This window comes from Streptosporangium sp. NPDC049046 (genome assembly GCF_040649155.1).
In the GTDB taxonomy this organism is placed as follows: Bacteria; Actinomycetota; Actinomycetes; order Streptosporangiales; family Streptosporangiaceae; genus Streptosporangium.
In genome coordinates this window covers 179,364-203,660 of sequence record NZ_JBEZEZ010000010.1, presented here as the reverse complement: position 1 = coordinate 203,660, position 24,297 = coordinate 179,364, and the positions used below count along the sequence as shown (strand labels likewise).

Here is a 24,297-nt window from a genome sequence, read left to right as displayed (position 1 = left end):
GCGAAACGAACCCTAATCACGGGAGACCACCCGGTTGCTGAGAGTGCCGATTCCTTCGATGAAAACGCTGACCTCGTCGCCGACGCTGAGCGGGCCGACCCCTTCCGGGGTCCCGGTGAGGATGACGTCACCGGGGATCAGGGTCATGACCGCGCTCACGTGGGCGATCAGCGCGGGGATGTCGTACATGAGCTTGGAGGTGCGGGAACTCTGCTTGACCTCGCCGTTCACCGACGTGACGATGCCGACGTCATTCGGGTCGAGCTCGGTCTGGATCCACGGGCCGAGGGGACAGAAGGTGTCGAAGCCCTTGGCCCGGGTGAACTGGACGTCCTTCTTCTGCAGGTCCCTCGCCGTGACGTCGTTGGCGCAGGTGTAGCCGAAGATGACCTCGTGCGCCCGTTCGCGGGGCACCTCACGGCAGAGCCTGCCGATCACCACCGCCAGCTCCCCCTCGTAGTCGACCCGCTGGGAGAGGGTCGTCGGATAGGCGATCGCCTCCCCCGAGCCGATCACCGAGGTCGACGGCTTGAGGAAGACGAGCGGCTCGTCGGGGACCTCGTTGCCCATCTCCTTGGCGTGGTCGGCGTAGTTTCTGCCGATCGCGACGACCTTGCTGGGCAGCATGGGTGCGACCAGCCTGACCTGGGAGAGCGAGTATCGCTCGCCGGTGAACTGGATCGGCCCGAACGGGTGACCCGAGATCCCGGAGATGAACTCCTCCCCTGGGCCGCCTTCGACCACCCCGAACCCGACACCGTCTCCTGTGGAGAACCTCGCTATACGCACACGACAAGGCTAGTCGGGCTCCGGATCCCGCCGGACCGTACCGGGGCCGCCCCGTCTCACCACCCGGAGGCCGACGCCATATGTACCTGTAGATCCGATTTCCCGGATATTGCCATCTTTGCTCCAAGAAACACTATGTCCTGATTTATGCCTATACGGGGGGTATGACCGCCACAGAAGCATCGGGGGGCCAGAAGGGTCTTCCCTCGGGGGAAGGAACGGACGTGACTGAAGCCAGCACGGTGAACAGGCCCAAGGGCGACGAGGCCACGGTGCCCCGGGCACGCACCGACAGTCCCGGATCCCAGAGTGGCCTGGTCACACCGAAGGGGACCACCACCATCGACAGCGGGGTCGTCGCGAAGATCGCGGGCCTCGCGGCCAGGGAGATCCCTGGCGTGCACAACATGGGAGCGGGCCCGGCACGCGCTCTCGGCGCGGTACGCGGCATGGTCGGCGCCGACCGGAGCGCCACCCAGGGCGTATCGGTCGAGGTGGGCGAGCGGCAGGCCGCCGCCGACCTGGAAGTGGTCGTCGAGTACGGGATCGCGATCCCCGACCTGGCCGCCGCCGTACGCCGCAACGTGATCACGGCGGTCGAGCGTATGACCGGCCTCGAGGTCACCGAGGTCAACATCAAGGTCTCCGACGTCCGCATGCCCGGCCAGGACAGGGACTCCTCGGAGGAGGCGTCCGAGTCGGAGCCCCGCGTCCGGTGAGAGGCCCGGAAGGCGGTGCGACGGGACCGGGTCGCGAGCCGAAGGACCCGGGCCGCGAGATCATCACGCCCCCGGCACCGGTGGATCCCGGCCGCGAGACGTCCGCGCCCGGGCACGGGAAACCCGGACGAGGAACGACAGAGCCCACGCGCGGGCCGGAGGATCCCGCGCACGGACCGGAAGCGCGTGAATCGGAGGCACCCAGAGAGGCACACGGACCGGAGGCGCGAAGGCCTGGCATCCCGACACCCGCGACGGCCATGCCGGCTCACCGGCCCGAGGATCCGTCCCGCAGGCCGCCTGCCATACCCCGGCAGAAGGCCGCGCCCACACGCAGGCAGGAGGCCCCGGCCCGCGAGACGGCCGGTCAGGGCCGGGAGGCCACGGGCCCGCCGCGCGGGGCGGTCGCCACCCGTGAGCAGGAGGCGCCGGCCCGCGAGACGGCCGGCCTCGCCCACCGGATCGCCGAGGCCGTACTGCGCTGCCCCGACGTCGCGGATCTGTCGGGCGGGCCGTTCGGGACCGTGGCGACCTATCTGCCCGGCGAACGGTTCCCGGGTGTCGCGCTGCGCGAGAACGAGGTGGAGGTCTCGGTCGTCGTCAGGCTGGGGCGCCCGATTCCGGAGATCGCCGACGCGGTGCGAGCGGCGGTCGCCCCGATGGTGGGCGATCGGCCGGTAAACGTCCATATCGGAGGTTTGAGATGAGCAGTTTCCCAGTGTGGTCCGTAGTCGGCATGATCGTCGGTGTCCTTCTGGGCTTCGCCGCGGCCTTCGGCGGCCTCGGCGCGTTCCTGCTGGTGCTCGTACTGGGCGCCGTCGGACTCCTCATCGGTCGCTTCGTGGAGACCGGAGAGGTCGACCTCTCCCGGCTGGCGGCGAGACGGCGATGAACACCCCCGTCGAGCACCGGCCCGCGTCCTCGGGAACGACCGCGCCGCCCGCAGGGCGAGAGGATCCCGTTCCCGGCGAAACCGGGCGGTCCGGGCTGCCCGCCGTGCCCGCCCAGCCGTCATGGCGGGGCGTACCGGCCGAGCGACGCGGCAGGACCGAGATATCCGACCAGGTGGTGTCGCGCATCGCGGCCCACGCGGCCGGAGAGGTGCCACGGGTACGGGAGGTCGGCGAGTGGAAGCCGCTGTTCTTTCGCGGCGGCACCCACGCCACCCTCGACGCCGAACTCGCGACGCTCCAGATCGACGTGACGGTCGAGTATCCGGCCCCGATCCGTGAGGTGGCCGAGGAGGTCAGGCGTCACGTCGCCGAACGGGTCATGACCCTCACCGGCAAGGACGTCGGCCACATCGACGTCAACGTCACCGGCGTGGCTCCCGCCCGCGGCGACCGCGAGACCTCGCGGGTCCCGGACGCCGTACCGGCCGGAGAGAACCCGCGGGAGCGCTCACCGGAACGCTCGCCGGAGAACCTGGGGACCCCGGAGAACCCGCAGGAGCCACCGCTGGAACGCTCGGCGGAGAACCCGGCGAACCCGGCGCGCGACACCGGGCAGGCCGTCGCCGGCCCTTCGGGAGGGGCCGCGACGCCCGCCGACGACCCCACCTCGAACACCGAGGACATCGTCCCGCTACGTGAGGAGCGATGATGGCCAGGCAGGTACCCGACCCGGCGGAGCCGGTCCCAGGCGCGGAACCGACCGGCGAGACGCCCCCGCCCCATGCGCGACCGGCCGTACCGCCGGAGTACGACACCGGCACACCACGGGCGTACGGCGACGCGGAACCCACCACATCACCGACATACGGCACCACCGAACCCACCACGCCGGCGTACGGCACCACCATGCCGACCGCGCCGATGTACGGCGCGACGGAACCTGCGCCTCCGACGTACGGCACGGTGGCGAAGAACTCCTCCGCGGACCGCGCGGCGATCAGGGCCTTCCGCCCGCGCCGGGTGCTCCCCTCGGTCATCACGGCCGTCCTGATGACCGTGATCGGCCTCCTCCTCGCGCTGGAGGTCGTCTCCGCGCTGCTGGGCCGCCCACTCCGCCTGGTGCCGTACGACCGGATCCTGGCCTGGGCGACGTCGACACCGTGGAGCGACCCGCGAATGATGGCGGGCGCGGGCCTGGTCGGCCTGCTCGGCCTGCTGCTGGTGCTGCTCGCGATCATCCCCGGGAGGCCCACGCTGATCCCGGTGAGGACCGGGGACAAGGATCTGGTCATCGGCATGCGGCGCCGGGGCTTCGCCCGGTCGCTGGCTCACGCGGCCGAACAGGTGCAGGGGGTCGAGCACGCCCGGGTACGGCTGCACGGGAAGGCCGTGCACGTCGCGGCCGACAGCGGCATGCGGGACACCCGCGGGCTGGCCGACGCCGTACGGGAGGCCGTGAACATGCGGATCACCGCGCTCTCCCCCGTCTGGAAGTATCCCGTCCACGTGCATCTGCGAGAGAAGTGAGCCTCATGGACGACAAGACCGCCCGGGGTAACCGGTTGGGACTGCTGATCGTGGGACTGGCGCTGATGGTCCTCAGTGCCCTCGCGATCGCACGGGGCGCGGGAGCGTTTCCGCGGACGGTGGCCCCCGCGGACAGCCCGCTCGTGGACAGCCTGGTACGCCAGCCGTTCGCCACCTACGACCCGTGGATGTGGTGGCTGATCGCGGCGGCGGGCATCGTGCTCGCGCTGTTCGGCCTGCACTGGCTGTTCGCGCAGGGACGCCGCGGGAAGCTGGGCGGCATGCGGCTGGATGGCGGTCCCGGCGGGGTGACCGAGGTCGACACGGGCAGCGTGACCGACGCGGCGGCCGCCGAGGCGGGCACGCACCCCGCGATCATCAACGCCACCGCCGCCATGGTCGGTACGAGCGAGCACCCGGCCGTACGGATGCGGATGACGGTCGCCGAGGACGCGCCGATGAGCGCGGTCCGCGAGCAGCTGGGCGGGGTGGTCATCCCGCACATGCGCCAGGCCCTGGAGACCGAGCACATGCCCACCGTCGCCCGGGTGAGCCTGGAGAACGCGCCGCGCCGCTCAAGGACCGTCGTCTGACCCACGTGACGGAGCGCCGATCATAGAGTGATCGGCGAAACCAACGCTTCGAGGAGACGATGTGCCTTCGGTCGTGAAGATAAACGTGCTGACGGTGCCCGAGGAGATGCGCGAGCAGCTGGAACGCCGCTTCTCCGGGCGGGCGGGGATCGTCGAGTCCGCGGACGGATTCGAGTGGTTCGAGCTGCTTCGCCCCGTGGACGGCGGCGACCGGTACCTGGTCTACACCCGCTGGCGCTCCGAGGAGGACTTCAAACGCTGGACCGAGAGCCAGGCCTTCCAGCGGGGCCACGCCCAGGCAGCCGCCGAGGCCGGTGAGGGGCCGGGGCAGGGCGACGCCCCCGGCACGGCCCAGGGACACGGGCACGGCCAGGGCGCGGGTCCGGCCCAGGGACACGGCCACGGGCAGGGGCCGGCCGCCACCGGAGCCGAGCTGTGGTCCTTCGAGGTCGTCCAGAGCACCGGTCCCGCATCGGGAGCCTGACGGGGGCGAGGAGGACTCCCGGCGGGGAGTCCTCAGCGGTCCCCTCGGACGGTTCGGGGCACCCCTGACCGGCCCGAGTCCGGAGCACCTCAGCGGTTGGCGAAGAAGCCCTCCGGCCGCCCTTGAACCGGAAGTTCTTCAGCGGCTCGGACGGCGGTACTCAGGGGACCGGCGGGGAGTCCTCAGTGGTCAAGGGGGTTGGCGGCGATGCGCTCGGCGACCCCCGCGCGGACGAACCGCCCGGCCAGGCTGTCCGGCTTGCGCGCGGCCTGGTCGACGAAGCACGCGGTGAACTCCGGGCCGAGGCCCAGCCGAGGGTGGCGTTCCAGCACCTCGGCGCGGAGCTCCGCGGGGAAGTTCTCCACTCCCCGCCCGGAGATGTCGAGCCCGGTGGACAGTTCGAGAAGATGTCCCTCGGGGTCCTGCTCGGGGTCGACCTTGTCCCACATGTGGCGTACGACGATCTCCGACGCGCGCACGCGGCGCTCCACGGGCCACCCGGCCCCGGCGGCGAAGACCCACGCGACGTGGCCCCCCGCCTCCTCGAACGGCACGGTGTGGCTGTCGAACTCCCTCACGAGGCCGATGTCGTGCATCATCGAGGCGACGTACAGCAGCTCGTCGTCGAAGGCGATGCCGTTCATCGCGCCGTAGGCCGCCGCCCACAGGTAGGCGCGGACGGAGTGGTTGAGCAGGGCGGGCGAACAGTAGGCGGTCGCCACCTCCAGCGCGCCACGTGCGGCCGGTGTGCCGGGGATGACGATGTCGGCGAGTCTCATGCCCCGAGCCTGCCGAAACGCGAGGACCCGCGCGAGTGGTCGCAGGGCCATCGACCGATGGAATCACGCCACGGTACGAGCGCGGGTTCACCGACCGCACCGTGAGGGTGAAGAGCGGCGCAGGCGACACCGGACGCGGCGCGGCGACACGAGCGGCACCGACCGCACCGACCGCACCGACCGGCCAACGCTGTGACCTCTGTGAATCGCGTGACGGCTGTGAGGAAACTGGGAGACCCGCATCTAGTTGCTAACGATGTTCCGGAAGCGACCACCCCAGCTTGACCGGTTTGGTGGGATTCGGAAGCATGATCCACCTCCCCCGTTCGGCCCGGAAGGAACTGGCGTGCGCCGCCGCACACAAGCACTCGCTCTCTCCCTCATCCTCCTGATGACCTGCGGCGTCACAGCCGGTACCGCGGAGGCGAGGGAGGCGAAACGCACCACCGAGTGCCAGGGCGACTGGCTCCCCGCCACCCCGACGGGGGCGGACATCATGAACGGCGAGCTCGCCTTTCTCGCCCTGGACCCGGTGAAGATCGGCAAGGACGTCAACTGGCGTACCGATCCCTACCGCAACCGCTCGTGGAGCATGGTCTTCCACTCGCTGCGCTGGATGGGCCGTCTCGTCGCCGACTACGAGACGAACGGCAACGAGGCCTACCTGGCGCGGGCCGTCGAGATCGCGAAGGACTGGGTGGCGGACAACCCCCGCGGCGGCGCGAAGACCAGCCCGTACGCCTGGCAGGAGCACCCGATCGCGCTGCGCGCCCCCGCCCTGGTCTGCCTCAGCAAGCACGTCGGCGGGTCGTGGCTCTCCGGCAGCCTGGCCGAGCACGCGAAGATGCTCTCCGACCCCAGGCTGTACGAGAAGGGCCACAACCACGGGATCGACCAGGACATCGCGCTGCTCGGCATCGGCTGCCGCTACGGCCGCGACCAGTGGTCCAGCCTCGCGATCAGGCGGCTCACCGAGACCGTGAAGCTCGACGTCGACTCCCAGGGCGCGCTGCGCGAGCAAGCCCCGCGCTACGCGCTCTACGTCTACGACCGCCTGAAGGTCGCGATGGACGACATCAGGGCCTGCAAGCGGAAGGTGCCCGCCGACATCTCCAGGCGCTGGAAGTCGCTGGAGGACTTCATCTCCCACTCCACCCAGCCCGACGGGTTCATGGTCCCGATCGGTGACGGTGGCGCGGACGTGCGGCCGGTCGGCTACAGCCACCCGAAGCAGGCCGTACGGGTGTTCCGGGGCGGCTACGTCTACGGGCGCACCGCCTGGGACAAGCCCGAGTCGGCGTTCTACTCCATCCGCTTCGGGCCCGGCATGAAGTATCACGGCCACGAGGACCACCTGGGAGTGACCTACTACGCCCAGGGCCGTAACGTCCTGGTCGACGCCGGCTTCGACTCCTACGAGAACAGCGGCTACCGCCACTGGACGATGTCCCCCGAGGCCCACAACACCTCGATGGTGGCCGGGGCGAGATTCCGCGGCAAGACCGCCACCGCGCTGAGCAGGTCCTCGATCGGCTCCGACCGGCAGAGTTACCGGCTCACCGACAGGGCCTACGGCGTGCCCAGGACCCGCTCGGTGCTCGTCAACCACCGCGAGGACGTGATGGCCGTGCTGGACACGGTTCCCAAGGGCTCGAAGGTCCGCAACCTCTGGCACTTCTCCCACGAACTGTCCACCGTCTCCAGCAGCGGCGGCCAGGTCGTGGTGAAGGACAAGACGGGCTGGAAGGCGACGCTCGTCCAGGTCTCGATGCCGTCCTGCAAGCCGGTCTCGGGACTGAAGGTGGTCCAGGGTCAGAAGAACCCCTACCAGGGCTGGGTCTCCTCCTCCTACCTGCTGAAGCACCCCGCCCCCGCGGTCGTCTCGCCCGCCTCGGGCGACGCCGTGCTGACCGTGGTGGTGCCCGGCACCGGCAGTCCGTCGCTCTCCTGCTCGGGCGGCAAGGTCAGCCTGGAGACCTCTGAGGGCCAGGTGAGCTTCCGCGTGCGCGGCGCCGACCTCTCCTGACGGTCTCCCCCGCCCGAGAAGAGTCCTCTCCGGCGGCCTTCCCGCCGAGCCTGACGGCTCTCCTCGCCGGAGACGACACGGGCGGGTGCCTCCCGGCACCCGCCCGTTCACCGTGAGGAGGTCTCCCGGCGGCCCTTTCCCGACAGCGCCCGCCACCCCCGAGGGCTGTGGCGGGGCGGCTGTCAGACGGCGTGGCCCGCGCGCAGGAGCCCGAAGGTCACCGCCTGCTCAAGCGCCTGCCAGGAGGCCTCGATGATGTTCTCGTCGACGCCGACCGTGGACCATTCCCCGGCCGCGTCGCTGGAGGTGACCAGCACGCGCGTGACGGCGTCGGTGCCGTGCGTACCCTCCAGGATCCGCACCTTGAAGTCGATCAGCTCGACCCCCGCCAGCTCGGGGTAGAGCCGCTCCAGGCCCAGCCGCACGGCCCGGTCGAGGGCGTTGACCGGGCCGTTGCCCTCGCCGGTGGCGATGATCCGCTCCCCCTTGGCGTGCAGCTTCACGGTGGCCTCGCTCACGACCTCGCCGCCTCGCGCCCGCTCGACGATCACCCTCCAGGACTCGACCTGGAAGTGGCGCCTGCTCTCGCCCGCGACGGTGTCGCGCAACAGGAGCTCGAAGGAGGCGTCGGCGGCCTCGAAGGTGTAGCCCTTCGACTCCATCTCCTTGACCCGGTTCACCAGCTCCCGTGAGGTGTCGGAGGACAGCTCGTAACCCAGCTCGCGCCCCTTGAGCTCGACCGAGGCGCGCCCGGCCATGTCGGAGACGAGCATGCGCATGTCGTTGCCGACCTCGGCGGGGTCGATGTGCTGGTAGAGGTTGGGATCGACCTTGATCGCGCTGGCGTGCAGCCCGGCCTTGTGCGCGAAGGCGGAGACGCCCACGTAGGGAGCGTGGGAGTTGGGGGTGACGTTGGTGACCTCGGTGATCGCGTGGGCGATCCTGGTCATGTCGGCCAACGCCTCCTTCGGCACGAGGTCGAATCCCCGCTTGAGCTGCAGGTTCGCCACCACGGTGAAGAGGTTGGCGTTGCCCGACCGCTCGCCGTAGCCGTTGGCGCAGCCCTGCACGTGGGTGGCGCCCGCCTTGACCGCGGCCAGCGAGTTGGCGACCGCGCAGCCGGTGTCGTCGTGGCAGTGGATGCCGATCCTCGCCGACGTCCCGACGGCCGCGTGCACCACCTCGGCCAGCTCGTCGGGGAGCATGCCCCCGTTGGTGTCGCACAGCGCGATGACAGAGGCTCCCGCCTCGGCGGCGGTGCGCAGGACCTCCAGCGCGTAGTCGGGGTTGGACTTGTAACCGTCGAAGAAGTGTTCCGCGTCGAGGAAGACCCTCTGGCCCTCCGCACGAAGGTGGGAGACCGTGTCGCGGATCATCGCGAGGTTCTCCTGAAGGGTCGTGCGGAGGGCCAGCTCCACGTGCCGGTCGTGACTCTTGGCGACAAGGGTTACGACCGGCGCGCCGGATTCGCGCAGCGCGGCCACCAATGGGTCGTCGGCTGCCTTCACACCTGCCCGGCGGGTCGCGCCGAACGCGGCGAGCTGCGCGTGCTTCAGGTCGAGCTCTGTTTGAGCGCGCCTGAAGAATTCCGTGTCCTTGGGGTTGGCTCCCGGCCAGCCTCCCTCGATGAAGCCGACGCCCAGACCGTCCAGGTGACGCGCGATGGCCAGTTTGTCGGCCACCGTGAGGTTGAGCCCTTCCTGCTGGGCACCGTCACGAAGAGTGGTGTCGTACACGTGGAAACGATCGTCGGCCATGTCAATCTCCTTCGCGGGTTCGATGATTCGCCGCGCGCTCGTTCGGCTTCTGGAAACAAAAATGACCCCTCACGGACGTGAGAGGTCTGCGCGCCGGCGGTGTCCCTTTTCAGCCGGCGCGCCTGCCGATAATGAGCAGAGCGTAGAACATGATGCTTCGGAGTCTGCCACACGCCGACACCATCTGACACATTGATCTCAGGATCCGAGACCTACGGCGTGCCCGAACGGCCCGGGACACGGCCTGGAATCACCCCCGTCGCCGTCCGGCACCGGCGAGAATGGGCCCCATGAAGGCGACTTACCTCGACCCCACCGTGGGGCAGTATCTGCTCGCGCACACCAGCCAGCCCGACGACGTCCTCGACGCCCTCGCCGTCGAGACCCGCGAGCTGACCGGCGACAACGCGTCCATGCAGATCTCCCCCGACCAGGGGCGTTTCCTTACCATGATCGCCCAGCTCTGCGGCGCCAGGAACGCGGTGGAGGTGGGCACCTTCACCGGCTACTCCTCCATCTGCCTCGCCAGAGGGCTCGCTCCCGGCGGCGGGCTCACCTGCTTCGACGTGAGCGAGGAGTGGACGGCGGTCGCCCGGAGTCACTGGGAGAAGGCACAGGTCGCCGACCGCATCGAGCTGAGGATCGGGCCCGCGGCCGAGCGGCTGCGCGAGCTTCCCGAACACCCGGCCGTCGACCTGGCGTTCATCGACGCCGACAAGGTCAACTATCCCGTCTACTACGAGATCCTCATGTCGCGCCTGGCCCCCGGCGGGGTGATCCTCGTCGACAACACCCTGTGGAGCGGGCACGTCGCCGACCCCACCAGGGACGACGAGACCGTGCGGCACATCCGCGAGTTCAACGACATGGTGAGCGCCGACGAGCGGGTCACCTCGATCATGCTTCCCATCGCCGACGGCCTCACCATGATTCGAAAGCACTGACGAAAACTTTCCCGAACCGTGGGCGGAGGAAAACTCTTCCGATTACCTTAAGTGATGTGACAAACACGTTGCGCCCACCCGCGCGGAGGGAAGGATGACCTCATGGCCAAGACCCTGGAACGCCGCGAGGCGAAGCTCGTGTCCACCAACCATCAGGAGCTCGAAGCGCACTACCAGAGGACCTGCGACCAGTGGCCCGACCGTAAGGTCGAGATCATCAACGGCCGGATCGTGGTGAGGGAGTTGCCCACACTCAACCACGCCAAGAGCATCCTGCAGTTGTTGATCCAGCTCATCCCGTTCGCCACGGAACAGGGCTGGCATCCCGTATACGACGTCAAGCTCTTCCTGGGCGTCCAGAAAGATCGTTATCGGCCCGATCTCCTTGTCCTGCCGAAGTCTCCCCGCATGTGGGACGAGGAGAACGTCTATGCGGAGGAGACGCTGCTCGTCGTGGAGGTGGTCTCCCCCAGTAGTCGGAGCGACGACCACGTCACCAAACCGGAAAACTGCGCGATCGCCGGGGTTCCGCTCTATCTGGTGATCGACGCCACCCAGAATCTCGCCCGGCTCCTCAGCCATCCCGGGGAGAGGGGCTACCAGCGGCAACACCAGGTGACCCTTGGAGAGCCCCTTGAGCTCCCCGCTCCCTGGAACCTCACGATCGACACCGGCAAGCTGACCGAAGGGTAGGCCCACTCGGCGGGAGGCCCGGCCGGGGCGGGAGGCCGGAGCCCCCGCCGAGCGGGGATCCCCGGACGCCTCGACCGGGCCTCTCCCGCACGGGATCGGCCCTGCACTCCGCGCGCGACCTCGATCAACCTGAAGTGATCACTCGTCGCACCGGATCGGACACGGCCGCTGACCCGCGACGACACGACGCGTGTGGAAAACGGGGGCAACGGATCGTGTGGACCCAGCCATACGCTCCGTCGCCCTCGACGGCGGTGGAAGGCGGTCAGCAGATCTTGTGGACCCAGCTGTGCGGGTCGGGACGGGTCCCGTACTGGATCCCCACGAGCTCCTCGCGGATCTTCGAGGTGACGGGCCCCTGGGTGCCGTCGCCGATCGTCCAGGCGCGGTCGGCGCCCTTGACCGAGCCGACCGGGGTGACGACCGCGGCGGTGCCGCAGGCGAAGACCTCGGTGAGCTCGCCCGTCTCGCAGCCCTGCTGCCACTCCTCGACCGACAGGCGCCCCTCCTCGGCCTGGAGGCCGAGGTCGGAGGCGAGGGAGAGGATCGAGTCACGGGTGATGCCGGGCAGGAGGGTGCCGGTGAGCGCCGGGGTGAGCAGGCGGTCTCCGTAGACGAAGAACAGGTTCATCCCGCCCATCTCCTCGACGTAGCGGTGCTCGCCCGCATCCAGCCAGACCACCTGGTCACAGCCCTGCTCGACGGCCTGGCGCTGGGCGACGAAGGCCGCCGCGTAGTTGCCGCCGCACTTGGCGAAGCCGGTGCCGCCGGGGGCCGCGCGGGTGTACTCGGTGGAGAGCCAGACCGTCACGGCCTGCCCGCCTCCGAAGTAGGCCGCCGCCGGAGAGGCGATGACCATGTACTTGTAGCTCCTGGACGGGTAGTTGACACCGAGCGCCGGCTGCGTGGCGATCATGAAGGGGCGCAGATAGAGGCTGTGCCCCGGCGTGGTCGGGACCCACTCGCGGTCGGTCTGGACGAGCAGCTCCAGCGACTCGACGAACGTCTCCTCGGGCAGTTCGGGCATGGCCATCCGCAGCGCGGAGCTGTTGAAGCGGGCGGCGTTCGCCTCCGGCCGGAAGGTCACGATCGCGCCGTTCTCCTGGCGGTAGGCCTTGAGCCCTTCGAAAAGCTCCTGCGCGTAGTGGAAGACCGACGTCGCGGGGTCGAGGCTGAGCGGGCCGTACGGCATGAGCCTGGCGTCGTGCCAGCCCTCCCCCTCGGTGTAGTCGATCGAGATCATGTGGTCGGTGAAGACCTGACCGAACCCGGGGCTCGCCATTACCTGCTCGCGCTCTGCCGCGGTGCGAGCGTGGTCGGAGAGCTGCACGTCGAAGCTGAGCTTCTGAGCGGTGGTCATCGCACGGATCCTTCTCTTGAGGTCTGGCTTACCCTTGGGGTCCATTCTGCGTCGGACCGGGTAACGGGAAACTACTCCATCCATGCCGAAAACCGGCAGTGCTGGAGAAACAAAAACGCGCCTGGCGGCTCAGGTGAGCCGCCAGGCGCGTCGGGGTCGAGGGAGGCGGCTTCCTCAGCCGGCTACTCGGGCGGTGATGTCGTCGCCGATCTCGTGGGTGGTCCGGCCGGCCCGGCCGGCCGTCCGCTCGACCAGGTCGTCGGCGACGGCCTGCTCGACCCTGGTGGCCTCGGCGGTCATGCCGAGGTGGTCGAGGAGCATGGCGACCGACAGGATCGTGGCGGTCGGGTCGGCCTTGCCCTGGCCCGCGATGTCGGGGGCGCTGCCGTGAACCGGCTCGAACATGCTCGGCGCGGTGCGGTCGGGGTTGACGTTGCCGCTCGCCGCCAGGCCGATGCCGCCGGCGATCGCCGCGCCGATGTCGGTGAGGATGTCACCGAAGAGGTTGTCGGTGACGATCACGTCGAAGCGCTCCGGCTGGCTGACGAAGAACATCGAGGCCGCGTCGACGTGGCAGTAGTCGGTCTGGACCTCGGGGTATTCCAGGCCGACGCGGTCGAAGGTGCGGGCCCAGAGGTCGCCGGCGTAGGTGAGCACGTTGGTCTTGTGGACCAGCGTCAGCTTTTTGCGGGGGCGGCCGAGCGCCTTGTCGAAGGCGTAACGCACGACGCGCTCGACGCCGTAGGCGGTGTTCAGCGACTCCTGGGTGGCGATCTCGTGCGCCGTGCCCCTGCGCATGACGCCACCCGCTCCGGCGTACGGCCCCTCGGTGCCCTCACGGACGACGATCATGTCGATGTCCTCGGGGCGGGACCTGCCCAGCGGCGTCTCGACGCCGGGAAAGAGCTTGACCGGGCGCAGGTTCACGTAGTGGTCGAGCTGAAAGCGGAGCTTGAGGAGCAGGTCGCGCTCCAGGATGCCCGGGGGCACGCTGGGGTCGCCGACCGCGCCGAGCAGGATCGCGTCGTATCCGCGCAGTTCGTCGAGGACCGGGTCCGGCAGGGTCTCGCCGGTTTCGTGGTAGCGCTTGGCGCCGAGGTCGTAGGTGGTGGTCTCCACCTTCGTGCCGACCGCTTCGAGGACCTTCAGCCCTTCGGCGACGACCTCGACTCCGATTCCGTCCCCGGGGATGACCGCCAGGCGAATGTTACGCGAATCCATGCAGGCACCTTACCGGTCCGTCTCGGCGATTGAACACCGGTCTCATTCTGCGGACGTGTTCGCACGACAGACCCTCTGATCGTTTTGTCCTTTTTTGCTCCCTATTGACCGTTTCGGGAGGTTTCGTTATGGTCCTCCCATTCACATCACCGCCTAATCCGTACGGGCCATCCCCTTACCGGGCCCGCACGGAGCCGGGGAACCACTCTTTACGGGATCTACCGCACCCCCGGGAACACCGCTCCTCCCCCGGAGCGCGTCCCCGGTCGTCATCAGGCGGATCCCTTGGGGCGAATCAGCGCGTTCTCGCGTCGTAGGGCGACCTCCAGGCCCGAGCCCGACAGCTCACCCGGCCGGCCTTATGGAAGGAATCATCCTGTCCGGCACAGTTCTCCCCCGCGTCCTGTCCATCTCCGCCTCCCTGATCCTCGCCGGCGCCGCGGTGTGCGCGACCTCGACCGCCGCGCTGGCCGCCTCCCCGCCCCCCGCCCCCGGGCCAGCGGCGCTCAAAACCCCCACGCTGAAGGAAACACTGAAGGCCATGGCCGTCAGGCCCGCCTGGCAGAAGGCCGTGCAGTGGGCCATGTCCAAGCGCGGAACGCCCTACGTCTGGGGCGGCACCGGCAACGGCGGCTTCGACTGCTCCGGCCTGATGCTCCGCGCCTACGGCGCCGCCGGGATCAAACTTCCCCGCGTCACCTACGACCAGTACGCCGCCTTCTCCAAGAAGATCGCCTGGAAGGATCTCAGGCCCGGTGACCTGGCCTTCTTCAGCGGTCTCGGCCATGTCGGCATGATCACAAAGCCCGGCTACATGGTTCACGCCCCGCAGAGCGGCGACGTCGTCAAGGAGGAGAAACTCAGCTCCTGGCGCCGCGCCTCCTTCGTCGGCGCGGTCCGCCCCGACCCGCAGGGGGTCCAGCTCGCCAAGCGGGTCGAGCTCGCGACCGAAGTCGTGCCCGGCGGATGAGACACGCCGGCGGATCGCCGCCGGGAGGCCGTGGAGGCCCCGGTGACGGCGAGAACGGGTTCAGCGGGTGGGGGCACCACCGTTGTCCCTGCGGTCCAGAGCGGTCTGGAGCGCGTCGGTGGCCTCGTCCTCTGTCTCCTCGGGACGGTTCCAGGGATACATGTCGTACATGGCGAATCTCGTCTCGGTCGCACGCGAGCAAGGAAGGTGGTCAAGTCTCCGGTCGGGACTCCGACCAGGCCTGATGTCGAGGGTCCGGATCACGGACCGGCGACGGGGGCTTGGAGCCGGCAAGCGCCACGACACCGCGGCGAGTCGCCGGCCTGCCCCTGTCAGGCCTCGCCGCGGCAGGTAGGAATTACGAGAACCTGGCGCATTTCATTCCAGGTTACCTGCCCACGGAAACGCCGTCTCGCCCGGCGTACACACTTCTCATATGCTGAGACGAGATGTGGCCGCCGCCCCGATCATCGGGGCGGCGGCCACATCGGTGGACCACGGTCGTGTTTCCCGTACGTCCCCCGATCGGTCCTGGGTGATCGCATGTCGTCCTGGATCGGGAAGGGCCACCGACCCGCGACGACGCGGCACGCGCGGGAAACGGGGCTAGTCGGCCAGGTCGGCCGAGCGGCCGCTGTCGGCGCCGATCTCCGCGCCGATCTGGTCGATCACCTCTGCCGGGATCGCGGTGTCGACGGTGAGGGCGATCAGCGCCTTGCCGCCCTTGGCGTCCCGGGCCACCTGCATCGAGGCGATGTTGATCGAGTGGTCGCCGAGGATACGGCCGACCACGCCGACGATGCCGGGACGGTCGGTGTAGGTGAAGAACGACAGGTGGTCGGTGGGCTCGATCTCCATCTGGTAGCCGTTGACCTCGACGATCTTCGTGATCTGCCTCGGCCCGGACAGGGTGCCGGAGACCGAGACCGTGCGGCCGTCGGCGAGGACGCCGCGGACCGTCACGACGTTGCGCCAGTCGGGGCTCTCGGAGCTGGTGACCAGCTCGACCGACACCCCCCGGTCCTTGGCCAGCAGCGGGGCGTTGACGTAGGTGACCGAGTCCTCGACCACGTCGGTGAAGACGCCCTTGAGCGCGGCCAGCTCCAGCACGCGGACGTCGTGGGAGGCGATCTCACCGCGCACCTCGACGTCGAGCTTGGTGGCGACCTCGCCCGCGAGGGCGGTGAACACCCGGCCGAGCTTCTCGGCGAGCGGCAGGCCCGGCTTGACGTCCTCGGCGACGGCACCGCCCTGGACGTTGACCGCGTCCGGCACGAACTCCCCGGCGAGGGCGAGCTTCACGCTGCGCGCGACCTGGGTGCCCGCCTTCTCCTGGGCCTCGTGGGTGGAGGCGCCCAGGTGCGGGGTGACGACGACCTGGTCGAGCTCGAAGAGCGGGCTGTCGGTGACCGGCTCCTTGGGGAACACGTCGATGCCGGCGCCGGCGACGCGGCCCTCCTTGATCGCGGAGTAGAGGGCGTTCTCGTCGATGATGCCGCCCCGGGCGACGTTGATGAGGCGCACGTTCGGCTTGACCGCGTGGAGCTCCCTGTCGCCGATGAGACCGATGGTCTCCTTGGACTTGGGCAGGTGCACCGTGATGAAGTCGGCCTCGCTCAGGGCCTCCTCGAGCGAGACCAGCCGGACGCCCATCTGCGCGGCGCGGGCCGGCTGCAGGTAGGGGTCGTAGGCGATCAGTTCGACGCCGAACGGCTGGAGGCGCTGCGCGACCAGCTGGCCGATCTTGCCGAGGCCGAGGATCGCGACGACCTTCTCGTCGAGCTCCACCCCGGTGTACTTCGAGCGCTTCCACTCGCCGCCCTTGAGCGCGGAGTGCGCCTGGGCGACGTTGCGGGCGGAGGCGAGGATGAGGGCGACGGTGTGCTCGGCGGCGCTGGTGATATTGGAGGTCGGCGCGTTGACGACCATGACACCGGCCTTGGTGGCGGCCTCCACATCGACGTTGTCCAGGCCGACGCCCGCGCGGGCGACGACGCGGAGCCTGGGAGCGTTGGCGATCGCCTCGGCGTCGACCTGCGTGGCGCTGCGCACGATGAGCGCGTCCACGTCGGCGAGGGCGGGCAGGAACTGGGCGCGGTCGGCGCCGTCGGTGTGGCGGACTTCGAAGTCCGCGCCCAGAACCGCGAGACCAGCCTCGGAAAGTTCCTCAGCGACCAGTACGACGGGCTTGTTCACAGGCTGGATCCTTACTAGACGGTGAGGGGTGCACGGACCTCACGTAGTCTATCGGCGCTTGTGAACGCGTTCACGAGTGTCCCGCGATCCGAGACGCTTCGCGCCACCGGGAAACCCCTCGGAGAGGCTCCGGAGACGGGTGGGACGTGAGGGGATCTCGCGACCCACGAGGCGATTACCCGTCCTTGACAGATCTCATGCACCAAAATTCAAGTTGGTCTTGATCCCAAGAAAACTTCGCTATTACCCTGATAAGCCGTGGTCCACTACCTATCGTTCCTCATATGAGCATCGGGAACCCCGCTCTCGGCAACGTACTCGCGCAGCACGGCGACCCGCACCGGCTGCTCGCGGCGCTGGCCGAATGGGGACTCCTGGTTGCCGTGCGACCCGACCGCTCCGTCGTGCTCGGCACGACCCAGGCCGGTGATCGTGTCCTGCTCGGATACACCTCGGCGGACACCTACGCGCGGCACCGCGGCAGCCACTCGCTGTCGGCGTGCGACGCCGACACCATCCTCGACATCCAGCGCGTCACCGGCGTGCGGGAGATCGTGATCGACGCGGCGGGTCCGGCGGCCGCGGCCGTGCCGATCGAGGACCTCCAGCGCTACCTGCTCTCGACGCGCAGCGGCCCCACGCCCGCGCTGTCGAGCGCGGCGCCGACGGCGTACGCGACCGGGGCGATGGCCACGGTCTCGCGTCCCGCGCCCGCGCGCCCGCAGAGAACGCCGGTGCCGGCAGCGCCCTCCCAGCCGTGGATCCCGGCACCTCGCCCGCACCTGTCGGGCCCGATGCAGATGGTGGACCCGGGATACCGCCGATGCGACCACCCGATCCTGCCCGCGCTGCGTGCCGCGATCTCACACCTGCTCGTCGACTACCCGCTCGTCCACCACGTGTGGATCTCCGAGGCCAGTACCTCCTCGGGCGCCCCGGGGATCATGCTGCATGTGAAGGTCCACATGTCGGCGGCCGAGGACGTGGTCAGGGACATCCATCGCGGGGTGCGCGCCAGGTTGCCACAGCTCGCCGCGAGCGAGGCGCCGATCCTGATGGCGAGGGTCGCCGACGCGCGCAGCGAGCAGCGGATGGTCGAGCTGGGCGCCCACGTGGTCTGCGCCGACGTCACCGACTGACTCCGGAGCCGCGGGACACCGCGTGTTCGCCGGTCCCACGGGTCGGGACCGGCGAGAGACCACAGGAGGCGCTAGCCGGTCCTGCGAGTCAGGGTCACCCTCGGGCGAGTGAACACCCCCGCCAGCAGAGCCGCCAGCACCGGCAAGCCGATCACCACGGTCGTCAGGAGGAGCCAGGGGATCTCGAGCGTCGGCGTCCCCAGCGGGAGAGACGGGAACTCACCGACCCGGCTCAGGGAGGCCTCGTACATCGGGGTCGTCATGGGCCAGGTCGCGGCGACTCCCGTCACGGCACCGGCCACCGCACCGATCAGCGCGCCGAGCCCCGCGATGAATCCGGCCTGCCCCGCGACAACCAGTCTGCGCGTGCCGGGCGGCGCCCCGACGGCGGCCATCGTGGTCAGATCAGGCCGCATGTCCGCCGCAGCGAGCCCGGTGGCGACGAACGTACCGCCCAGCACCAGGACGAGCGCCGCGCCCAGGAGCAACCACATCCAGGGGGCGACGTCGCCTTGGAATCCGCGCTCGACGGCGATGCGAAGGTAAGCCCCGGGCACCACCCCGGTGAGCTCCCACTCCAGTTGAGCACCCTGCCGTTCGGTGAGCCGGCGTGCGGCCGGGTCGACGTACAGGACGCGGGGCTCGGTCTTCAGCCCGGCGTCCCGTACGGCGATGATCGGCAGCACCGCGACGGCGTGCCGGGGATCGGCGGCCTCGGCCAGGACGGCGGGAACGGTGATCTCGCGATGCTCCGGGGCTTGGCCTCGATAGGTGTACAGGGTCATGACGAGTTTCCCGTCCCGCACCAGCTCCGGATCGAACACCACCGCCTTTCCCGAGGCGAACGCGGCCGAGGCCACCGGGTCGCGCCGTCCCTGCACGAGGACCAGCAGCCGCTCGTCCCCGACGGGGAGGTCTCCGTAGAAGATCGTCCTCTGGTTCTCATCGGTCTCTCGAAGGGTCAGGTCGCCTGCCACGTTTCCGGCGTCCCGGACCTTGACGCCCTCGATCAGAGGCACCCCCGGCAGGATCCGCTCGACAGTGGCCCTCACCTTCGCCCAGCGATCGTCGTCGAGGTCGTTGCCCTCGATCCTCGTGGTTCCTGTCGGAACGGCCGCCTGGAAGGCGTCCCGGCTCTGGGCGAAGTCACTGTTCACCGCGATGCCGGCCGCGACGACCGTGGCCGTGGCGGTCATCACCGCCGCGACGGCGGACGCGGTGCGGCCACGGTGGCGGGAGGCGTCGCGGGCGGCCAGCCGGAAGGGCAACGGGAGCCGGGTGGCCAGGGCGGCGGCGCTCCTGACCAGCCTCGGCGCCAGCGCGACCAGCCCCAACTGGCTGAGGACCGCGGCGGCGAAGACCCAGACCACGTCGTACCTGATGGACAGGACGGTCGCCATGACTCCGGCTGCGAGGAGTATCAGGCCCAACACCGGGCGGCCCACCCGGTCGCGCACCGTGCTCCGGCGCTCGCCGAGCACAGCCGCCGCGTCCTGGCGTGCCGCCTGCACCGCGGGCACCAGGGCGGCGACGATCCCGCTTACCGCGCCGAGCAGGGAGACGCCCGCGATCGGAGCCCAGGGAATCTCCAGGGGACCGACCGCGCCGATCAGCCGACCGCCCTCCAGTGCGGCCGAGAGCGATGCCAGGCCCACGCCGAGGACCAGGCCGAGGGCCGCGGCCCCGCCGCCGAGAACGACCCCGTCGGCGAGAACGATCAGACGCAGGTGCCTCGGCGAGCCACCCTGGGCGGCGATCAGCGCGAGTTCCCTGCGGCGGCGGCGGAGGCCGACCGCGAAGGCGGGGCCGGCGAGCAACACCACCTCCAGTACGATCATGACCCCGGCGAGTCCGATCGCCACGGGCCGGTTCTCATTGCCCGAAGGCGTGAGCCAGTCGCGGTCGGGCGGGTTCTCGATGACGGCGCGGGACTGGACCACGAGTCCGACCGCGTTCAACCGCTGGACGACGGCCGCGGTGACCGGTCCCGGGGTGTCGACCAGCCAGTTCGTGCCCTGGGTGCCCGGCTGGGCGAAGAGCAGGGTGCCGGGGAGCCCGACGATCTCCGTACTACGGGACCAGTGCGGGTGCTCGACCACGCCGACGACCCTCATCGGCTTCCCGGCCCGAGTGACCTCCAGCCTCGCACCGAGGCGGGCTCCCCGCTCCAGCATCTTCGGAGTCACCGCGATCTCCTGAGTGGAGGCCGGGAAGCGGCCCTCGACCAGGCGGTACATTCCCGCTGTCAGAGGGTCTCGCAGGTCCACCTCGCGCCCGCCCACGTGGTCGCGGCCGTCGGCGGCCAGGTAGTCGACGCTGCCCTCGTTCATCGGGAGGAACCGACCTCCGGGTTCGAGGAGCTCTCCCACCTCGGCCTGTGTCCAGGGCCGTGTGGGACCACCGAGCGACCCGTTGCTCGACCATGCTCGGCCTCTGATGTCCTGCCTCACCTCCCCTCGTACCCCGGAGGCCCGGATCAGGACGTCGGCCGTGCCGAGTTCCGCGGCGAGGCCCTCGCGGGGGTTGATGTCGGCGGTCTCGGCCAGGGTCAGGAAACCGGTGAGGACGAGAACGGGCAGGCCGATCATCAGCATGATCAGCGCGCTGCGGCCTCTGGCCCGCAGGGCGTCCCTGCGGGAGATCCGTAACGCGGCGAGCATGGCGTTCACGTGTTCCTCCCGTCGCGCAGCCGGGTGTCCGTTCGCGTGCTCATCGAGCGCTCTCCGTGGGAACCTCGGTGGAGTCGGCGATCTCGCCGTCGCGCAGGAAGACCACCCGGTCGGCCCAGGCGGCGTAGCGGGGTTCGTGGGTGACGAGCAGCGCGGCGGCTCCCGCGTCGCAGCGGGTGCGCAGGAGCTGGAGGATGTCGTCGCCGGTCGGGGTGTCGAGCGCGCCGGTGGGCTCGTCGGCCAGGATCAGCCGCCGCTCCCCCACCAGCGCGCGGGCGATGGCGACCCGCTGACGCTGGCCGCCGGAGATCTCTTCCGGGAAGCGGTCGGCGATCTCGCCCAGACCGACCTCGGCGAGCACCTCCATCGCCTCGCGGCGGGCGTTTTTGAAAGCGATCCCGTCCAGCTCGCGCGGGAGGGTCACGTTCTCCAGCGCGGTGAGCGACGGGATCAGGTTGAGGTCCTGGAAGACGTAACCCACGTGCCTGCGCCGGAGCCCGGCCAGCTCCCCGGCCCGCAGACTCGCCAGCGGCGTGCCCTCCACGACCACGGAGCCCGAGGTGGGCAGGTCGAGGCCCCCGGCGAGGTTGAGCAGGGTGGACTTACCTGACCCCGAGGGGCCCATCACCGCGACGAGTTCTCCGGCGCCGACGTCGAGGCTCACCCCGCGCAGTGCCGTCACGCTCTGTGGCCCGTCGCCGTGCGTGCGGGTCACGTCCGCGAGCCGGACGACCGGTTCGAAGGTCATCTGGGTACCCCCGGCGCGCGGGTCCCTGGTCGTGGTCCTGGTAAGGGTGTCAACTGTCCGTCTCCTGTGTGTGGGGACCACGCTTCGGTCCTGTGTCTGGGGATCACGCGTCGGGAGGTCACACGCGTGGGGATCCCGCGTCCGGGACTTCCACGTCCGGGACCTCTGCGTTCGGGTGTTCCGTGTCCGGGTTTTCCGTGGCTGCGGACCTTCGCGACCGGGGGGAGGCCGTGAGCACGGCCTCGCAGTGGTCGAGCCAGCGTTGCTCGGCCTCGGCCTGGAAGATCATCGAGTCGAGCACCAGCCGCTGTGCGGGGTTCTCCACGCTCACGCGCCTGGCCTGGACGAACGCCTGCAACGTGCGCATGGTCGCGGTGCGCTGGGCCTGGATGATCGGCCGCACGTCCGTGGTGGCGGTGACCGCCAGGGCGAGCTTGATGACCAGCTCGTCCCGAGGCCGGTCCGACTGGGCGACGGGGGTGCTGAACCATCGCCCCATCTCGGCCAGACCGGCCTCGGTGATCGAGTAGACGACCCGGCCCTGCTCGTCCTGCTCGCCGGGGCTCACCAGGCCGTCGCGTTCCAGGCGGGAGAGCGTTGTGTAGACCTGGCCGATGTTGAGCGGCCAGGTCGCCCCCGTGGACGCCTCGAACTCGGCACGCAACTGGTAGCCGTAACGAGGCCCCTGACTCAGCAGGGCGAGAAGCCCCTGTCGGATCGCCATGAATACCGAGTATGCATACGCAGTATTCATGGCGCAAGAGATCTGCATATTCTGGACAGGCTCCGCCCTCGGGGCCGATACTCGGAGGATGAGCTCGACGCATCCCCCGGCCCGTGCCTCCGACGGGGACCGTGATCGCGCGATCAACGAGCTGCGCGACCGTGCCGTCGAGGGGCATCTGTCGCACGACACCTTCCTCGGCCGCGTCGACATGGCTCTGCGCGCACGCAATCAGGGCGAGCTCGACAATCTGGTCGCCGATCTGCCGCAACGCGGCCGGTTTCGCCGCATGGTCACCGAGGCCGTCGCCTCGGCCTCCGACTTCACCAAGCGGGTGGAGTCGGCCTGGCGGCGCCCACGGCTGCCCCGGCTCGCGCTGCCTGGCGACGGCAGGACCCGCTACGTGGTGGGCCGGGGGTCGTCCTGCGATCTGGTCCTCGCCGACCTGACCGTCTCCCGGGTGCACGCCGAGCTCCGCCGCGACGAGGAGGGCTGGGTCCTCGTCGACCTCGGCTCACTGAACGGCACCCGCCTGAACGACTGGCGCCTGGTCGGCCCGGCCAAGGTCCGGCCGGGCGACGTCGTCTCCTTCGGCGACTGCGGCTTCCTGATGATCACGCCCTAGAGGCAGGGGGATCCTCTCAACCCTCCTGGCCCCTGGCCGCTCCGGCTTCCTGGGCTTCCTTGATCTTCGCCGCCGTCAGGGTGTAGCGCATGGTCAGCAGGATGCTGAGCCCCATCAGGATCGCGGGCAGCAGCGTCGAGCCGTACAGTGCCGCCGTGGTCGCCGACTCGGGCTGGGCGACCGGCGTGGAGGGGTCGGACTCAACGAATCCGGTCGCGCCCAGCAACCAGCCGAGCACGAGCGCGCCGAACGCGAAGACCACGGTCTCGGCGGCCGTCCAGAGCCCGGTGAACACCCCGGCCCTGCGCTTGCCGGTGACCAGGGCGTCGTGGACGATCACGTCGGAAAGCATCGAGAACTGCAGCAGCTGCAACCCGGCGTAGCCGACGCCGACGAGGAACACGCACGCGTGCGCGTACGCCCAGCCGAGCGGACCGGCGAAGGCCATCCCGACGGCGCCCACCATGAACAGCGCCGACGCCAGGATCATCGCGCCGCGCTTGTCGTAGCGCTTGGACAGCCGGACCCAGAGCGGCATGGTGATCAGCAACGGACCGACGATGCCCAGGAAGAGCGTGGTGGTCGCCGCCGGGTCGCCCAGCGTGTAGGTAGCGAAGTACGGCGCTCCGGCGAGCATGGCTCCGGCGGCGAACATCTGGGCGCAGCTCAGACCGAGCAGCACCATGAACGTCGTGTTCGAGCGGGCGGCGGCGAACTGGGCGGCGATCGACGGCTCCGTCTCGGCCCGCGCGACCATCGGGGCCCGGGCCGTGCCGAAGAAGGCGCCGAGCATCGACAGCAGCAGCACGGCACCGATGACCAGCCCCATGGTCCGGTAGCCGGCGGCCTCGGTGCCCGCGATCACCGGCGCGACCGCCCCGGAGAGCAGGATCCCCAGGCCGACGAAGACCATCTTCCACTGCAGCAGCGAGGAACGCTCGTGGTAGTCGTCGGTCATCTCCGCGGGCATCGCCTTGTAGGGGACCTCGTAGAAGGCGTAGGCCGTCGCGGTGAGGAAGTAGAAGAAGGCGACGTACAGGGCGGCGGAGAGGCCGGTGAGCGGGGGGCCCGCGAAGGTGAGGGCGAACGTCACCGGCAGGGTGACCGCGCCCATGAGCAGCCAGGGACGGCGGGCGCCGAAGCGGGAGACCGTCCGGTCGGAGCGCTGGCCCACCCAGGGGTTGATGAACATGTCCCAGAGCTTGGGCAGGAAGACCACGATGCCGGCGATCCACGCGGGAACCGCGAGCACGTTCGTCATGTAGAACAGCAGCAGCAATCCGGGGACCGTGGAGAAGGTCGCGGTGCAGATCGAGCCGACACCGTAGCCGACGCGCACGCCGCGCGACACGGTGACGACGGCCGGTGAGGGCGCCGGGGAGACCATGCCACATTCAATCGCAGCGAGTGTGCGTCCGGTAGGCCCCGGAACCTCGTGATC

The 24,297-nt window shown here is 69.8% G+C and carries 23 protein-coding genes and 1 riboswitch; of the genes, 13 read left to right on the top strand and 10 right to left on the bottom strand.

Features of this window, described 5'->3' with window-relative positions; all coding sequences use genetic code 11:
- Positions 1-12: 12 nt before the first annotated feature.
- On the bottom strand, positions 13-789 hold the full coding sequence (locus AB0B96_RS16660; protein ID WP_362899476.1) for a fumarylacetoacetate hydrolase family protein: 777 nt from the start codon (positions 787-789) through the stop codon (positions 13-15).
- Positions 790-1,103: 314 nt separating this feature from the next.
- On the opposite strand from AB0B96_RS16660, the gene AB0B96_RS16655 reads away from it, so the two are divergent.
- From AB0B96_RS16655 to AB0B96_RS16625, 7 genes are all read left to right on the top strand, one after another.
- Entirely contained in the window at positions 1,104-1,508 is a 405-nt protein-coding gene (locus AB0B96_RS16655; RefSeq protein WP_350947651.1) for an Asp23/Gls24 family envelope stress response protein, read from the top strand.
- Positions 1,509-1,768: 260 nt separating this feature from the next.
- On the top strand, positions 1,769-2,215 hold the full coding sequence (locus tag AB0B96_RS16650) for a hypothetical protein (RefSeq protein WP_362899474.1): 447 nt from the start codon (positions 1,769-1,771) through the stop codon (positions 2,213-2,215).
- The gene (locus AB0B96_RS16645) at positions 2,212-2,400 is read left to right on the top strand and encodes a hypothetical protein (RefSeq protein WP_362899472.1); all 189 of its coding nucleotides are present in this window, start codon (positions 2,212-2,214) and stop codon (positions 2,398-2,400) included. The genes AB0B96_RS16650 and AB0B96_RS16645 overlap by 4 nt, the downstream gene beginning before the upstream one ends.
- Positions 2,397-3,110, top strand: coding sequence for an Asp23/Gls24 family envelope stress response protein (locus tag AB0B96_RS16640; RefSeq protein ID WP_362899469.1), 714 nt, complete (start codon positions 2,397-2,399; stop codon positions 3,108-3,110). Before AB0B96_RS16645 ends, AB0B96_RS16640 begins: the two co-directional genes overlap by 4 nt.
- Positions 3,110-3,928: a DUF6286 domain-containing protein gene (locus AB0B96_RS16635; RefSeq protein WP_362899467.1), complete on the top strand. Its 819-nt coding sequence runs from the start codon at positions 3,110-3,112 to the stop codon at positions 3,926-3,928. The genes AB0B96_RS16640 and AB0B96_RS16635 overlap by 1 nt, the downstream gene beginning before the upstream one ends.
- A 5-nt stretch (positions 3,929-3,933) precedes the next feature.
- A complete protein-coding gene (locus tag AB0B96_RS16630; RefSeq protein ID WP_350947640.1) occupies positions 3,934-4,521 on the top strand; it encodes a hypothetical protein in 588 nt (195 codons plus the stop codon).
- A gap of 61 nt (positions 4,522-4,582) precedes the next feature.
- A complete protein-coding gene (locus tag AB0B96_RS16625; RefSeq protein WP_362899465.1) occupies positions 4,583-5,005 on the top strand; it encodes an antibiotic biosynthesis monooxygenase in 423 nt (140 codons plus the stop codon).
- A 182-nt stretch (positions 5,006-5,187) separates the two neighbouring features.
- Here AB0B96_RS16625 and AB0B96_RS16620 read toward each other — a convergent pair whose 3' ends face one another.
- Positions 5,188-5,784: an HD domain-containing protein gene (locus tag AB0B96_RS16620; RefSeq protein WP_362899463.1), complete on the bottom strand. Its 597-nt coding sequence runs from the start codon at positions 5,782-5,784 to the stop codon at positions 5,188-5,190.
- 346 nt (positions 5,785-6,130) lie between these two features.
- Here AB0B96_RS16620 and AB0B96_RS16615 point away from each other — a divergent pair, with 346 nt between their 5' ends.
- Positions 6,131-7,810, top strand: coding sequence for a heparinase II/III family protein (locus AB0B96_RS16615; protein ID WP_362899461.1), 1,680 nt, complete (start codon positions 6,131-6,133; stop codon positions 7,808-7,810).
- A 182-nt stretch (positions 7,811-7,992) separates the two neighbouring features.
- On the opposite strand, the gene cimA is transcribed toward AB0B96_RS16615, so the two are convergent.
- Entirely contained in the window at positions 7,993-9,567 is a 1,575-nt protein-coding gene (cimA, locus tag AB0B96_RS16610) for a citramalate synthase (protein ID WP_362507810.1), read from the bottom strand.
- A 290-nt stretch (positions 9,568-9,857) separates the two neighbouring features.
- Between cimA and AB0B96_RS16605 the strand changes: the two genes are divergently transcribed.
- Both AB0B96_RS16605 and AB0B96_RS16600 read left to right on the top strand, forming a co-directional pair.
- On the top strand, positions 9,858-10,511 hold the full coding sequence (locus AB0B96_RS16605) for an O-methyltransferase (RefSeq protein ID WP_362899459.1): 654 nt from the start codon (positions 9,858-9,860) through the stop codon (positions 10,509-10,511).
- A 102-nt stretch (positions 10,512-10,613) separates the two neighbouring features.
- A complete protein-coding gene (locus tag AB0B96_RS16600) occupies positions 10,614-11,204 on the top strand; it encodes a Uma2 family endonuclease (protein WP_362899457.1) in 591 nt (196 codons plus the stop codon).
- 265 nt (positions 11,205-11,469) lie between these two features.
- On the opposite strand, the gene AB0B96_RS16595 is transcribed toward AB0B96_RS16600, so the two are convergent.
- A complete protein-coding gene (locus AB0B96_RS16595; RefSeq protein WP_362507801.1) occupies positions 11,470-12,564 on the bottom strand; it encodes a branched-chain amino acid aminotransferase in 1,095 nt (364 codons plus the stop codon).
- Between the two features lie 174 nt (positions 12,565-12,738).
- Complete coding sequence (locus AB0B96_RS16590; RefSeq protein WP_362899455.1) at positions 12,739-13,785, bottom strand: 3-isopropylmalate dehydrogenase; 1,047 nt, start codon at positions 13,783-13,785, stop codon at positions 12,739-12,741.
- Positions 13,786-13,940: 155 nt separating this feature from the next.
- Positions 13,941-14,159: riboswitch (cyclic di-AMP (ydaO/yuaA leader) on the top strand.
- On the opposite strand from AB0B96_RS16590, the gene AB0B96_RS16585 reads away from it, so the two are divergent.
- Complete coding sequence (locus AB0B96_RS16585) at positions 14,147-14,755, top strand: C40 family peptidase (protein ID WP_362899453.1); 609 nt, start codon at positions 14,147-14,149, stop codon at positions 14,753-14,755. (Overlaps the previous riboswitch by 13 nt.)
- A 606-nt stretch (positions 14,756-15,361) precedes the next feature.
- Here AB0B96_RS16585 and serA read toward each other — a convergent pair.
- The gene (serA, locus tag AB0B96_RS16580; RefSeq protein WP_350947630.1) at positions 15,362-16,951 is read right to left on the bottom strand and encodes a phosphoglycerate dehydrogenase; all 1,590 of its coding nucleotides are present in this window, start codon (positions 16,949-16,951) and stop codon (positions 15,362-15,364) included.
- 284 nt (positions 16,952-17,235) lie between these two features.
- On the opposite strand from serA, the gene AB0B96_RS16575 reads away from it, so the two are divergent.
- Positions 17,236-18,090 (top strand): hypothetical protein, encoded by an 855-nt coding sequence (locus AB0B96_RS16575; protein WP_350947629.1) that lies wholly within the window; start codon positions 17,236-17,238, stop codon positions 18,088-18,090.
- A gap of 71 nt (positions 18,091-18,161) precedes the next feature.
- On the opposite strand, the gene AB0B96_RS16570 is transcribed toward AB0B96_RS16575, so the two are convergent.
- The 3 genes from AB0B96_RS16570 to AB0B96_RS16560 all read right to left on the bottom strand — a co-directional run bounded on the left by AB0B96_RS16570 (position 18,162) and on the right by AB0B96_RS16560 (position 22,231).
- Entirely contained in the window at positions 18,162-20,750 is a 2,589-nt protein-coding gene (locus AB0B96_RS16570; protein WP_362899666.1) for an FtsX-like permease family protein, read from the bottom strand.
- Positions 20,751-20,799: 49 nt separating this feature from the next.
- Positions 20,800-21,507 carry an ABC transporter ATP-binding protein gene (locus AB0B96_RS16565; RefSeq protein WP_362899450.1) on the bottom strand — a complete coding sequence of 236 codons (708 nt, stop codon included), beginning with the start codon at positions 21,505-21,507 and terminating at the stop codon, positions 20,800-20,802.
- Between the two features lie 118 nt (positions 21,508-21,625).
- The gene (locus AB0B96_RS16560; RefSeq protein WP_362899448.1) at positions 21,626-22,231 is read right to left on the bottom strand and encodes a PadR family transcriptional regulator; all 606 of its coding nucleotides are present in this window, start codon (positions 22,229-22,231) and stop codon (positions 21,626-21,628) included.
- An 88-nt stretch (positions 22,232-22,319) separates the two neighbouring features.
- On the opposite strand from AB0B96_RS16560, the gene AB0B96_RS16555 reads away from it, so the two are divergent.
- A complete protein-coding gene (locus AB0B96_RS16555) occupies positions 22,320-22,856 on the top strand; it encodes a DUF1707 and FHA domain-containing protein (protein WP_350947626.1) in 537 nt (178 codons plus the stop codon).
- A 16-nt stretch (positions 22,857-22,872) separates the two neighbouring features.
- On the opposite strand, the gene AB0B96_RS16550 is transcribed toward AB0B96_RS16555, so the two are convergent.
- Positions 22,873-24,243, bottom strand: a complete 1,371-nt coding sequence (locus tag AB0B96_RS16550; RefSeq protein WP_362899446.1) for an MFS transporter — start codon at positions 24,241-24,243, stop codon at positions 22,873-22,875.
- Positions 24,244-24,297 lie beyond the last annotated feature (54 nt).